Source organism: Acinetobacter sp. IK40, assembly GCF_035615075.1.
GTDB classification, from domain to species: Bacteria; Pseudomonadota; Gammaproteobacteria; order Pseudomonadales; family Moraxellaceae; genus Acinetobacter; species Acinetobacter courvalinii.
The window spans coordinates 145,128-159,000 of record NZ_JANBOE010000009.1 but is presented as its reverse complement, the minus strand read 5'-3'; the positions used below and the strand labels follow the sequence as shown (position 1 = coordinate 159,000).

Below are 13,873 nucleotides of genomic sequence, written 5' to 3'. Positions count from 1 at the left end.
AAGGTTCTGCCTTAGCTCTTTTCATGTTCAGTTGGGTTGCGTGGTGTTTCCAGCATTCGTGGAAACGTAAAATGATAATGCTCGAGTGCATAACGGAACAGTTGCGCAGGGCGTTTGCCGACAATTTTTTGCTGGCCTGTCTCTTCAACTGCACCAGCCTCTTGCATGCGCCGTCTAAAGGATTTTTTTTCTAAGCTATGCCCTAAAATAATTTCATAAATGTTCTGTAATTCGGTCAAGGTAAATACTTCTGGCATCAAGCTGACCGGCAGCGTGGTATATCGGGTTTTATTGCAAAGACGCTCAAATGCCAGCTGCAGTAACTGTTTGTGATCAAAGGCCAAATCCAGCTGTAATGCCTGATCGATTGAAAGCCATTGACTGTGTTCTGCAGTGCTGGTGGCTTGAATAGCAAATTTTTCAAAATCAATCAGAGCGAAATATAAAGCAGTGATGGACCAGCCGCGTGGATCACGATGTTGATTGCCAATGGTTTCAACCTGTTCCAGATAGGGTGATTGAATTCCTGTTTTTTCCAGTAGTTTACGATGTGCCGTTGCCATTAAATCCGGATCGGTTTTTAAATCAACAAAACCACCGGGAAGGGCCCATTTACCTTTTTCAGGGAAGTTGGAGCGCTGGATCATTAATACCTGTAACTGACCTTTTGCCACAGAAAAAATTGCCATATCGACCGTAAACAGCGGGGTGTCATAGTCGGTTTTTTGATAGTGGGCAAGGTATTCTTGTTCGGAGGCGTGGGTCACGGTTTAAACATCTCGGGCATTTGATCTGAGATTGAGTATAAATGATTTTAGATGGCGTGAGATGTTTGCTTCTGTGATGTAGGTATCAAGCTGTAAGTTAAGATGTAAAACTCGGAAGTGCCACTGGTAGGTTATCTCCCTGTTGGGCTGCGTTAACAAGCAGGTACCGTCAGCCCGTGAGTAGCGAGTTAAGCTGCGCAAGATTTTTTATTGGCTTGGCACTCTATTCTCCTTTTTTCAAAAGCTAATAGATGCCTGTTTGACAGATAGATGTGTCATCAATCTTGATGTAGCAATATGGCTGCATTGAAAGAGATTTTTCACATTAATCTTTCCCGAATCTGATCAAGCGAGCATTCTCTTAACAATTGGCCATTTTCAAATACCGTTTGCAGTGCACCCATGTTCTCCTGTTCAAAGTTTTGTTGATCAAAGAGCTCAAAACCATTCTCAGTTTGTTCAACCCGTAATAAGCCCTTGGCTGATTTTTTAACACCAGAGTCGGTCACTGGGTCTTTGAACAGTTCACGACCGACACCGTTAACCTGACCCCAAGTGGCTTTGACGGCAAAACCAAAGCTATCGCGAGTCAAATAGTTATAGGTGTAGCTACCGATCCCAAACACCAGATTATTTGAAGCAAAGCCTTTGGCTTGCAAACCTTTTAGGATATTTTGGGCACGCTCCAGGGTAATTGAGTCCCCATAGATCAAACCAACACGCTCGTTAAGGACTTTATAGCCTTGCGCTGTTTCGGTACCGCCAAAAATTTCCCATAGACACTGCACTGCACCTTTATAAGCAGGGCTGTCTCGCTCTGCCTCAGGATCACCGCAGATAATTTTCACAGGATCACCTGAGTCTGGACGAAACACCACTTTGGCAAGGCCAAGGACATTCGGTTGGCGTTTTAAAATCTCTGTTTTTAATGCCACGCTAAATTCAGTGATGACACGCCAGAAATCCCAGGTATCAGACACGATACTGACCACACCGGCAGGATAGAGTTCACAGATCAGACGTCTAAAGGTCTCGATTTCACTTTCTTCACTGCCCATACACATCACACTGTGTTCTGTGGCAGGTACTGAAACGCCTACAATACCTGTGGCATTGTAGTACTCTTCGGCATAGTCAATCGAAGCAACCGAGTCTGTACCGATAAAACTGGTCAAGTGACCCACGCCTGACTGGGCTGCATCATAGATCCCACTCATCCCTCGGCTACTAAAATCATGGCCTTGAACCGGAACAAAGTCTAAAGGAGCACCCGTCTTTTCTGCATATTGGGTCAGCAAGCGTTTGTATTCATAGGCAATGCTGGCCGTGGTACAGCTTTTCCATAGCTCGGCACTGAGCACGGTTTCAATATAGTTGGTTAACCAGAAGAAATTCGGATCCGTATTGATAATGGTTAATACTGGCACTTTGATATTGACCCGGCTACCTTCTGGCAAGGCTTTAATTTTTAATGGTAAGTAACCGAGATCGTGCAAGGCCTCGATGTGCTCGACAGGCACTGCGCCTTCACCTAATGCATTGTCCATACGGCGTTGATAGGCTGCGACGACTTTGGCTTTAGGTTGATTGAAGAAGCCTTCATTCCAGGTTTCAATCAGAAAGTGCTTGATAAAGCCCTGTAGACCAAAAAATACAATCTTGTCATCAAAATCAGGCAGCATTTTGGCTAGACGTGATGAACGCGGGGTAAAGTTGGCATAGACGTATTCAGTTCCCACTGGATACTGACGACGGTGATCTGCTTTGTAGAAATCAATTGCATTGAGCGGGTTAATTTTAATACTCATTGTTATCAGCCTCGTGCTTTAAATCTTAATTTTGAAAATTGATGATGCTGAGTTTGCTTGCTTCTGCTTGTGGCAGGCTATTGCTGGTAAAGACCTGATCGACCAAGCCATCAAAGACCGCCAGACCTTTGCTAAAAATGCCATGCGTGACATACAAAATAATGTTTTGGCAATTTAGGCTGCGGAGTTGTTTGGCAATCCCGATAAAAGTAGCACCACCGTCACAAATATCATCGCTGATCACGGCTGTTTTTCCTGTCAAATCAGGGCTATCCACCGCAATTGTGCTAATCTTTCCAGTGCTTGGATCGCGTTTTTTTTCACAGCGAATCACCTCAATGACCTGTTGGCGTTGCGGATTGATACCGTTGGCAATGGCTTGAGTGCGTTGTGTTGCGCCTGCATCAGGGCAGATCAATACCGTATTGTCAGCGCTTAAAATCTGCATCAAGGCAGGGCTTTGCTGGATAATCTCAATCGGTTCGATATTGATCACCGCTTGGAAGCGGGTATTTTTGCGTAACAGCTCAAGGGTCACTGGGCTATGGCAATCCCACACCACAATTTTCTGACGCTGTCCTGCAAATTTTTCGCTGTTGCTATTCAATAATCTGGTCATTAAATCCAGTGAGAAGGCCTGACCTTGTGCACAGATCCGGTCTTGACGTGCATAAGGAAAATAAGGAATTTCCACCGAAAGGCCAGTACCTTGTTGCAGCAACACATTTTCCAGTAATAGATAATCCATCACATCGGTACTGTTCTGTAGTGAGGCTCTGATCCGGGTATTGGCCTGTAATTGGTTTAACAACTCAGCTTGTAGTTGAATATGACGTTCACCACCTGAAAACTGCAAAAACTCGATGGGAACATTGGCTTGAGCTGTCGTAAGTTGAATCGCCATTTTTAGCTTCTCTTTTATAGTGGCTTAAAGCCAGTAAATATATATTGGCATAATGACACTATTAAATGCAAGGCTTAAATTTGATCGTTTTAATAAAAATAGGGAAGTTATTTAGAAAACTAGATTTATCTACTTGAAGTTAAAAGAGAATAATTTTTAAACTTTTTTTAATCATTGGGACTATTCTAAAATGGGCCAGCTGCTGACTTTATTACTGCGATATATTGATGTTTAGGCCATAGTTTTTGACAATTATCCTTGTCAGGATTGAGTCATGTATTGTTTGCTTGTCATTGCAATAGATTAAAGTGCTAAAAGCGAACAATGGGAATAAAACAAAAAAGGAAAGCATCCGATGAAATCTCTGATTTGTCATAACGCTGAGTTAAAACTGGAAGACAGTCTTCAATTGGTTCCTGCAAAGGGACAAGTCTTACTTGAAGTGATCCGTTGCGGGATTTGTGGTTCAGATTTACACATGCAGCATCACTGTGACCACATGCATGATCTGGCTGCACGAGTCGGGTTCAATGGGGTGGCAAAGTCCTCGGATAAACTGGTGTTTGGTCATGAGTTCTGCGGCAAGGTCTTGGATTACGGCCCAAAAACACGACGTAAATTGAAAGCTGATACGCTGGTGTGTGCCATGCCTTTATTAAATGTCGATCCGCAAGGTTATATGCCGACTGGGCTGTCACCGAGTGCTTCAGGGGGATATGCCGAGCAGGTACTGGTGCAATCCAGTTTGATGTTTGCCGTACCAAATGGTCTGGACGCGGATCGTGCTGCCTTGACCGAGCCGATGGCTGTTGCCTTACATGCGGTACGTCGCAGCCGAATCAAGAAAAATGAGCCTGCCATTGTGATCGGTTGCGGCCCTGTTGGTCTGGGGGTAATTCTTATGCTCAAGGCGGCAGGTGTTAAAACCGTGGTTGCCAGTGACTTCTCGCCGAACCGCCGTCGTCTGGCTGAGCAATGCGGTGCGGATATCTTGATTGATCCTCAACAGCAATCGCCATTTAGTAACTGGAAAGAGCTTGGCTTATTAGGCAATGTCTCCGAAGCGATTAATATGGGCATGGGGATTTTTGACAAGGTTCAGACTTACTCACTACCTTGGGTCAATGCCATGCGCGTTGGCGATAAACTCGGCGTATTACCGAAACGTCCGGTGATATTTGAATGCGTGGGTGTGGCTGGGATCATGCAGCAGATTCTGGAGGGTGCACCGCTGTTCTCACGGATTATCGGCGTGGGTGTCTGCATGCAAAGCGACAAGATTGAACCTGCATTGGCGATCAATAAGGAACTGGAAATCCAGTATGTGCTGGGCTATACCCCGCTGGAATTCCGTGACACCCTGCATATGATTGCGGAAGGTAAGGTCGATTGTTCACCGTTGATCACCGGTGTCGTAGGGCTGGAAGGGGTGAGCCATGCCTTTGAAGCCTTACGTGATCCAGAGCAACATGCCAAAATTCTGATTGATCCAAAACGGGCGGGTTCAGGTATTGAACTGATCAAGTCTTAATGGGGAAAATGAGAAAAGCCGCTGTCAATGTAGCGGCTTTGATTGATACTGACCTGATTAAAAGGTTTTGGTCAGTGAGAATGTCACGGTGGAATCAATCGGATTGGAGACCTTGGCATTGGGATTGCCATTGCTATATTGCTGATAAAAACCGTCTTTATCCCAGGCTTTGCTATAGGTCAGGCTGCCGGAAAGGTTATAGGGCAATTCTTTGTTGACTGCAAAACTGGCATCCTGAAAGTTGGCTGCCGAGAAGTTTTTGATGCGCTGATTGCCGTAATGGGCATTCACTGACCAGCCTTGAGTAATCGGTTGATACCAGTTTACATCCAGATAACCTGAGCCACGTGAGTGCTTATTATTGCCGATGCCCAGCGTATCTGAATTATTGCCAAAATAATCCTGTGTATAGGTAATCGCATATTTAACGCTGAGCGGCCCGTAACTGATTTCAGGAATGATTTCTCCATAGTCAAAGCGGGTGTTGCCTGTGTCAGCCGTGGTTTTTGCGCCTGGATAATAGTAATAGGCGACTTTAGTGCCGACGGTAAAATCCCCGATGGTACGGCTATAACCCGTGTACACGTCCCATTCAACTGATGCATCTCGAATAAAACGATCGCTTACGGTCGATGCCCAGGTGCCTGCATAAAAACCGCTGTCATGGTTGTAGTCCAGTCCCCCTTGCAAGGCAGCTTTACCCCAGGTTTGCTGGAAACCACGTGAGACGTATTGGCTGGCAGCGGTGAGATTGGCAGAGTAAGGTGAGGTGGGTTCAGTGGCGTGGGTGCTTTGAAAATAAAAAGCCAAGGGTGCAATTACAAACAACGTTTTTTTCATCATTTCTCCCTGAATGAAGTGAAACCCGAAGCCGAAGCCCCGGGTGTCCCCTAGAGGAATTTCCTTTTTATTGTATTGGACGTAACGGCGCTTGGCGTGCCGGGGTTGTACCCGCTTTGTAATAACCCGCCTCTGAACGCGGCAGCTTTTTGCCACGAATCTGATCGGCAATTTTTTCTGCGATCATGATGGTGGTGGCATTCAGGTTACCGGTAATGATCAATGGCATGATGGACGCATCGACCACACGTAAGCCTTGTACGCCGTGAACGCGACCTTGACCATCGACCACCGCCATCTCATCTTCACCCATTTTACAGCTACATGATGGATGGAACGCGGTCTCGGCATGGGTACGCACGAACTCATCCAGCTCGGCATCGGTCTGGATATGTTTACCCGGGCTGATTTCTTCACCGCGATATGGATCAAGCGCTGGTTGCGCCATAATTTCACGGGTGATACGGATCGCATCACGGAACTCACGCCAGTCCTGTTCGGTTGACATATAGTTGAACAGGATACTTGGATGTTCAAACGGATCTTTTGATTTCAATTTGACCCGACCACGCGAAGGTGAACGCATTGAACCAACATGCGCCTGGAAGCCGTGTTCTTTCACCGCATTACTACCGTTGTAGTTAATCGCCACAGGCAAGAAGTGGTACTGGATATTCGGCCAGTCAAATTCTTCCGAGCTACGGATAAAGCCGCCTGCCTCGAACTGGTTGCTTGCACCAACGCCGGTACCGTTGAATAACCATTCGGCACCAATCATAGGCTGGTTGTACCATTGCAGGGCAGGGTAAAGTGAAACCGGTTGCTTACATTGGTATTGCAAATACATTTCCAGATGGTCTTGCAGGTTTTCACCGACACCCGGTAGATCATGTACGACATCAATATCCATCGATTTCAGGAAAGTGCTTTCACCTACGCCTGAACGTTGCAGGATTTGTGGTGAAGCAATCGCACCTGCGCAAAGCAAGACTTCACGTTTGGCCTGAGCCTGTTTCATATTGGCTTGGTCTGCACCAATAATATATTCCACGCCTACTGCCTGCTTTTGATTAAACAGGATGCGGTTGGTGGTGGCATGCGTGACGATGGTCAGGTTTGGACGACCTTTGGCCATATCCAGATAACCGCGTGCTGTACTTGAACGACGACCATTTGGGGTCACGGTACGGTCCATTGGACCGAAGCCTTCCTGTTGATAGCCATTTAAGTCATCGGTACGTGGGTAACCTGCCTGTACGCCTGCTTCAACCATGGCATGGAACAGTACGTTATTGCCATTTTTAGGCGTTGCTACTGAAACAGGGCCATCACCGCCGTGATAATCATTGGCACCAATATCGCGAGTTTCAGCTTTTCTGTAATACGGTAAGCAGTCTGCATAGGTCCAGTCTTCCAGACCTTTCATGGTTGCCCACTGGTCCAGATCCATGGCATTACCACGGATATAGCACATCCCGTTAATCAGGGAAGAACCACCTAAACCTTTACCACGACCACATTCCATACGGCGATTGTTCATGTGTGGTTCAGGATCGGTTTCATAAGCCCAGTTATAGCGACGGCCTTGCAATGGAAAGGCCAAAGCAGCTGGCATTTGAGTACGGAAATCTAAACGGTAGTCTGGGCCACCGGCTTCCAACAGTAAAACAGACACATCTTTGTCTTCAGTCAGACGTGTTGCAAGTACATTTCCGGCAGATCCTGCGCCAATGATAATGTAGTCATATGCTTGAGTATTCATCGTTATCCCTTTTGTATTCTGGAGAGTGCCAGTGCCATCAGCTGATGGCAGGGCACATAGGATTAATCTTGAGGGGGAAGGGTGAGCGCATTAGAAAATGCTTTGATACTCACCTAACTCAACTTGAATCGATTTGATACGGGTGTAATGACCCAATGTGGTTAAGCCATTTTCACGGCCCACGCCTGATTGCTTATAGCCACCGACCGGCATTTCCGCAGGGGATTCACCCCAGGTATTGATCCAGCAGATGCCGGCTTCAAGCTGGTGAATAATGCGATGTGCCTTGGTAATGTCCTGAGTCACCACACCTGCTGCCAGACCGAAATCTGTGGCATTGGCACGGCGAATCACTTCTTCCTCAGTGTCATAGCTAAGAATGCTCATCACCGGACCAAAGATTTCTTCCTGTACAATTGCCATATCATCTCGGCAATCACTGAAAACGGTTGGTAATACATAGGCACCTTTGGCCAGATCGCCTTCAGTAGCACGGCCACCACCGATCAGCACTTTCGCACCTTGCTGTTTGCCAGACTCGATGAATGACAATACTTTTTCCATATGCGGGAAGCTGGTGAGTGGACCAAAATTGGTTTGCTCTGCCATTGGATCACCGATACGGATACGTTTTACACGCTCTACAATCGCTGCTTCAAAATCAGCCAGCATGGCTTTTGGTACGAATACGCGGGTACCGTTGGTACAGACCTGACCCGAACTGAAGAAGTTGGCCATCACTGCAATATCTGCAGCGCGGTCAAGATTGGCATCATCACAAATAACCAGCGGAGATTTACCGCCAAGCTCCATGGTCACTTCTTTCAAAGTTGAACCCGCAGCACTGGCCATCACTTTCTTGCCGGTTTCGACGCCGCCCGTAAACGAGATTTTTTCAATCACCGGATGTTCAGTCAGCCATTGGCCGATGTCACGCCCCGCACCTTGCACCACGTTAAACACGCCGTCTGGCACGCCCGCTTCAGTATAGATTTCAGCAAGTTTGAATGCAGTCAGCGGTGTGGTTTCGCTTGGTTTGAAAATCATGGCATTTCCTGCAGCCAGGGCAGGGGCAGATTTCCACATTGCGATTTGAATTGGATAATTCCAGGCACCGATCCCAGCCACGACACCGAGGGGTTCGCGACGGGTATAGAAGAAGCTTGATTCACGCAGAGGAACCTGTTCGCCCTGAATGGCGGTTGCAAGGCCAGCATAGTATTCAAGTACATCGGCACCGGTTACGATATCGACAGTTGATGTTTCGCTATAGGCTTTACCGGTATCGAGGGTTTCGAGCTGGGCAAGCTCATCATTACGTTCACGTAAGATATCTACTGCACGACGTAGGATACGAGAACGCTCCATTGCGGTCATGGCAGCCCAGATTTTCTGGCCTTGTTGTGCGCTTTGAACAGCCGCTTCAATGTCTTGTTGTGAGGCTTGTTGAAGTATTGCGATCACTTCACCGTTGGCAGGGTTAATACTGGTAAATGTTTTACCACTGGTCGCTGCGACATAACGTCCGTGGATATACAATTGATGAACTTGTGCATCACTCATTCTGTTTCTCCTGCAAAGGCTTGTTCGCAAATTGCAATTGCGTTTTTACATAATCGTAAGCAATGGAACGGGCCAGCTGGCTGTCAAACTCATCATGACTGCTTAAACTGCCACGTAACCATAATCCGTCAATCAAAGCCGCCAGTCCGCGGGCGGCAATGCTTGCCTGCTGTTTATCATCGACCAACATGAGGAAATAATGTTTCAGGTTGGAATACAGGCGTTGATCATTAATTCGTTGTAAACGTCCAAGTTCGGGAAGGTGCATACTGGCAGACCAGAAGTCTAACCAGACCCGCATGGCTTGTTTGTTGACCTGACTGATATCAAAGTTGGAATCAATAATCGCCTTGATCTGGCTTTCTGGATGTGGATCTGCTTCGGTTTTATATTGGTCAGTTTTCTGACGCAAAACGTTAAGCATTTCCTGCATACAGGTATTAATTAATCCCTGTTTGTCACCAAAATAGTGACTCACAATACCGGTTGATAGCTCGGCCTTTTTTGCAATCTGTGCAATGGTGGTATTGGATAACCCCACTTCAGAAATCACATAAAATGCGGCGTTAATGATTTCTTCACGTCGCACATGTTCCGGTTTTACTCTACGCTTTGTCATGCTTATCCATTTAAAGCCCTGCCAAGGTGCTTTTTATTCAACATTTCTCAATGTAGAGCATCATAACATTTTTTTATCATACTTTTTATTGATTGAACGTTCAATCAATAAAAAGTATAATCTGTAAAAATCAATGAATTTTTGCTAGGCAAGAATAGAACTAAAGTAATAAATGAAGGCTTCTTATGGATAAGCAGGTAAGGGCTCAACAGAACTTATCTTGTTATTTTTTAAGAAGGTACACCAATTGCAAGGAGCAAGAACATGGTGTCAAAAAGTAATGAAGGATCCGCATCCGAACCGATACGTTTAAATTTGTTTGTTTTTTGGAGCTCCGCAATCAGTATTGGCATTTTTGGCCTGTTGTTTGTGCTGTTTCCTGAGCAAAGCCAGTTCTGGCTGACCTATGTCCAAGGACAGGCCAACCAGCTATTCGGCTGGTATTACATGCTGGTCATTATTCTGTGTCTCGGTTTTGTGGCCTGGCTGGCATTTTCGCGGGTCGGACAGATTCCATTAGGACGCGATGACGACAAACCCGAGTTCGGTTATCTGGCTTGGGTGTCGATGCTGTTTTCAGCCGGAATCGGGATTGCCTTACTGTATTACGGTGTGGCTGAACCGGTGGATCACTTTTTGCGCCCCCCAGAAGGGACCGGCGGTACAGTACAGGCAGCACGCGATGCCATGATGTATAGCTTCCTGCATTGGGGTATACATGGCTGGGTGCTATATGCCTTGCTCGGTGTGACGCTGGGTTATTTTGCCTTCCGTCTGGATTTGCCGCTGGCACTGCGTTCTGCACTGTATCCGATATTTGGTGAGCGTATTTATGGACTGGTCGGTGATTTTGTTGATGGTTTCGGCATATTGGCGACCGTCATTTCCCTGGTCACCAACCTCGGTATTGGTGCCTTGGTGCTGGTATCAGGGCTGCACTATCTGCTCCCAGACATTCCCAATAACAATACAACGCTGATTGCTGTGGTGTTATTGATGATGTTTGTGGCGACCATTACCACGGTGGTCGGTATTGAAAAAGGTCTGGCCTGGCTGTCACGTATCAATCTGCGTTTGCTGTATGCCTTATTGTTATTCGTCTTTCTCACCGGCCCAACCAATCATTTACTCAATGGTCTGGTGCAGAACACTGGGGATTACCTCGATCATTTCATTGCCAAGAGTTTTGATATGTATCTCTACAATGGCAAGGCAAGTGAGTGGCAGGGTGCATGGACGGTGTTTTACTGGGCATGGTGGATTGCCTGGGCGCCATTTGTCGGTATGTTTATTGCCCGTATTTCTAAAGGCCGTACCATTCGCGAAGTGGTGCTGGGCGTGTGTCTGGTGCCGCTGGGCTTTACGCTGGCCTGGATCTCGATTTTTGGAAATACCGCAATTGACCTGATTTTAAACCAGAAGCAGCAGGCGCTCGGTGATATGGTGCTGACCGATGCCGCTTTATCGCTATTCAAGCTTCTCGAATATTTACCATTCAACCCCTATATTGCTGGCATTGTTGTGGTGATTTGTTTCGTATTGTTTTTGACCCCGGTGGGTTCTGGTACACTCATGATCGCAAATCTGTCCTCGAAAGGGGGTAGCAATGAAAGTGATTCGCCAATTTGGTTAAGAGTTTTCTGGTCGGTGGTGATTACCATTGTCAGTATTGGTCTGCTTTTGGCAGGGAGTTTCCACTCCATGCAAAGCGCGGTGGTACTCTGTGGTTTGCCATTTTCCGTTATTATTTTGCTGTATATGTTTGGGTTGGCCAAAGCCCTGAAGCAGGATGCTTTTCGCCCTCAACCACCGCAAACAATAGCACCAGTAACTCCGCCATCACATTTTGCAACTGAAAAATCAGAAACATTGTAATTTGTGGCATGACTTTTATTTTTCATTTTTTATTCAGTCCAGTCTTTTCATTGAAAATGCAATGGAAAGACGAGGTTGAATATTTTCTTTTTGTTCTCTAACTCCCTGAGGATTGTATGGCAACAGATAATCCAAGAGCGGTTGATGATTCTACATTAGCGAATAAAGATCATTTGAATCGTGTGGTCTTTTATGTTTCAGCTCTACTTATTTTAACATTTGCACTGGTTACGATTTTTTTTAACGACTTCTCCAACCACTTATTGAATGTGGTACTGGCCTGGGTCAGTGATAAATTTAGCTGGTACTACCTGTTAGCAGCGACGCTTTATCTGGTATTTGTGGTGTTTATTGCCTGTTCGCGTTATGGCGATATCAAGCTTGGCCCGAAGCATTCCAAACCTGAGTTCAGTCTACTGAGCTGGTCAGCCATGCTATTTGCGGCCGGGATCGGCACAGACTTGATGTTCTTCTCGGTTGCAGAGCCGCTCTCCCACTATATGAATCCGCCTGTGGGCGAAGGTCAGACCTTTGAGGCGGCCCGTCAAGGCATGGTGTGGACATTGTTCCATTACGGTTTAACCGGTTGGGGCATGTATGCACTGGTCGGGATGGCGTTAGGTTACTTTAGTTATCGCTATAACCTGCCACTGACCATCCGTTCAGCCTTGTACCCGATTTTCGGGAATAAAATTGATGGCCCGATTGGTCATACCGTGGATACTGCCGCCGTAATCGGTACCATTTTCGGTATCGCGACTACCTGTGGTATTGCGGTAGTACAGATCAATTATGGTCTGCATGTACTATTTGGCCTGCCTGAGAATCTGTGGATTCAGATTGCCCTGATTGGCCTTGCGGTAATCGTCACCATTATTTCAGTGACAGCAGGGGTCAATAAAGGCATCAAGATTTTATCTGAAATCAATATCTATGCTGCCATTGGCCTGATGCTGTTTGTGTTGTTCCTTGGCAATACCGAATTCCTGCTCAATGCACTGGTACAAAACTTTGGCGATTATATTAGTCGTTTCCCGAGCCTAGCACTGGAAAGCTTTGCCTTTGATCGTCCAAAAGACTGGATGAATAGCTGGACCTTGTTCTTCTGGGCATGGTGGGTGGCGTGGTCGCCATTTGTTGGTCTGTTCCTGGCGCGAATTTCGCGTGGTCGTACCATCCGTGAATTTGTCTGTGGTACCTTGATCATTCCATTATTGTTCACCATTACCTGGTTATCTATTTTTGGTAATAGTGCCTTACATAGCGTGATCTTTGATGGCAATACCGCACTGGCACAAACGGTATTGACCGATCCTGCGCATGGTTTCTATGACTTGCTGGCGCAATATCCCGGCTTTGCCTTTATTGCAGGCATTGCCACCATTACAGGTTTGCTGTTCTATGTGACTTCGGCGGATTCTGGTGCTTTGGTACTGGGTAACTTCACCACTAAATTCTCCAATGTCGATAATGATGCACCGCGCTGGTTACGGATATTCTGGGCCACGGCGATTGGCTTGTTGACGGTTGCCATGCTGATGGCAAACGGCATTACCGCCTTGCAAAGTGCCACTGTCATCATGGGCTTGCCATTTAGTTTTGTCATGTTGCTGGTCATGGCGGGGCTGTATAAGTCCTTACGACTGGAAGATTATCGTAAAGCCAGTCGCAGCCTGAATGCTGCACCTGTAGTGGGTAACGTGGATATCCTGAACTGGAAGCAACGTTTATCGCGTGTGATGCACCATCCCGGCAGTAGCGAGACCCAGCGCATGCTCGACAGTGTGTGTAAACCTGCGGTGCAGACTGTGGCAGATGAATTGGTCAAGCGTGGTATGAGTGTTGAAGTCACGCAAGGTGAAGTGGAAGACAGCGATACGCTGTATCATCTTGATCTGACCATTTACATCGAAGAAGAGCATAACTTCGTGTACCAGATCTGGCCTGTGCGCTATATCGCACCGACCTTCAGTGAACGTGGCAAACGTGGTAAGCAACATTACTACCGTTTAGAGACCTTCCTGTATGAAGGGTCGCAGGACAATGATCTGGTCGGTTATACCAAAGAACAGGTGATTAATGACATTCTGGACAAGTATGAACGTCACATGACTTTCCTGCATATCAACCGCATTAGTCCCGGTAACCGTCCTTTGTATCCAGACTCGCAAGACTAGTCTGATCCAACAAAAAACCTCACAGCA

General features: G+C 46.6%; 10 protein-coding genes. 3 read left to right on the top strand and 7 right to left on the bottom strand.

The features are described from left to right. Nucleotides 1-11: 11 nt before the first annotated feature. From MSG93_RS16020 to MSG93_RS16010, 3 genes are all read right to left on the bottom strand, one after another. Complete coding sequence (locus tag MSG93_RS16020) at nt 12-767, bottom strand: NUDIX hydrolase (protein WP_324622479.1); 756 nt, start codon at nt 765-767, stop codon at nt 12-14. A 320-nt stretch (nt 768-1,087) separates the two neighbouring features. Continuing rightward, complete coding sequence (locus MSG93_RS16015) at nt 1,088-2,575, bottom strand: nicotinate phosphoribosyltransferase (RefSeq protein ID WP_324622478.1); 1,488 nt, start codon at nt 2,573-2,575, stop codon at nt 1,088-1,090. A gap of 25 nt (nt 2,576-2,600) precedes the next feature. After that, nucleotides 2,601-3,479 (bottom strand): phosphoribosyltransferase family protein, encoded by an 879-nt coding sequence (locus MSG93_RS16010; RefSeq protein WP_324622477.1) that lies wholly within the window; start codon nt 3,477-3,479, stop codon nt 2,601-2,603. 355 nt (nt 3,480-3,834) lie between these two features. On the opposite strand from MSG93_RS16010, the gene MSG93_RS16005 reads away from it, so the two are divergent. Next, nucleotides 3,835-5,010 carry a zinc-binding dehydrogenase gene (locus MSG93_RS16005; RefSeq protein WP_005283576.1) on the top strand — a complete coding sequence of 392 codons (1,176 nt, stop codon included), beginning with the start codon at nt 3,835-3,837 and terminating at the stop codon, nt 5,008-5,010. A gap of 57 nt (nt 5,011-5,067) precedes the next feature. On the opposite strand, the gene MSG93_RS16000 is transcribed toward MSG93_RS16005, so the two are convergent. The 4 genes from MSG93_RS16000 to betI all read right to left on the bottom strand — a co-directional run bounded on the left by MSG93_RS16000 (nt 5,068) and on the right by betI (nt 9,794). Further along, nucleotides 5,068-5,850: a TorF family putative porin gene (locus tag MSG93_RS16000; protein ID WP_005283579.1), complete on the bottom strand. Its 783-nt coding sequence runs from the start codon at nt 5,848-5,850 to the stop codon at nt 5,068-5,070. 67 nt (nt 5,851-5,917) lie between these two features. After that, nucleotides 5,918-7,612: a choline dehydrogenase gene (betA, locus tag MSG93_RS15995; protein WP_202741234.1), complete on the bottom strand. Its 1,695-nt coding sequence runs from the start codon at nt 7,610-7,612 to the stop codon at nt 5,918-5,920. Between the two features lie 90 nt (nt 7,613-7,702). Then, nucleotides 7,703-9,175 (bottom strand): betaine-aldehyde dehydrogenase, encoded by a 1,473-nt coding sequence (betB, locus tag MSG93_RS15990; RefSeq protein ID WP_324622476.1) that lies wholly within the window; start codon nt 9,173-9,175, stop codon nt 7,703-7,705. Beyond that, entirely contained in the window at nt 9,168-9,794 is a 627-nt protein-coding gene (betI, locus tag MSG93_RS15985; RefSeq protein WP_005228886.1) for a transcriptional regulator BetI, read from the bottom strand. Before betI ends, betB begins: the two co-directional genes overlap by 8 nt. A 264-nt stretch (nt 9,795-10,058) precedes the next feature. Between betI and MSG93_RS15980 the strand changes: the two genes are divergently transcribed. Together MSG93_RS15980 and MSG93_RS15975 are read left to right on the top strand one after the other, a co-directional pair. Next, nucleotides 10,059-11,669, top strand: a complete 1,611-nt coding sequence (locus MSG93_RS15980) for a BCCT family transporter (RefSeq protein WP_005228887.1) — start codon at nt 10,059-10,061, stop codon at nt 11,667-11,669. 116 nt (nt 11,670-11,785) lie between these two features. Continuing rightward, on the top strand, nt 11,786-13,846 hold the full coding sequence (locus MSG93_RS15975) for a choline transporter (RefSeq protein WP_005228888.1): 2,061 nt from the start codon (nt 11,786-11,788) through the stop codon (nt 13,844-13,846). The last annotated feature ends 27 nt before the right edge of the window (nt 13,847-13,873 follow it).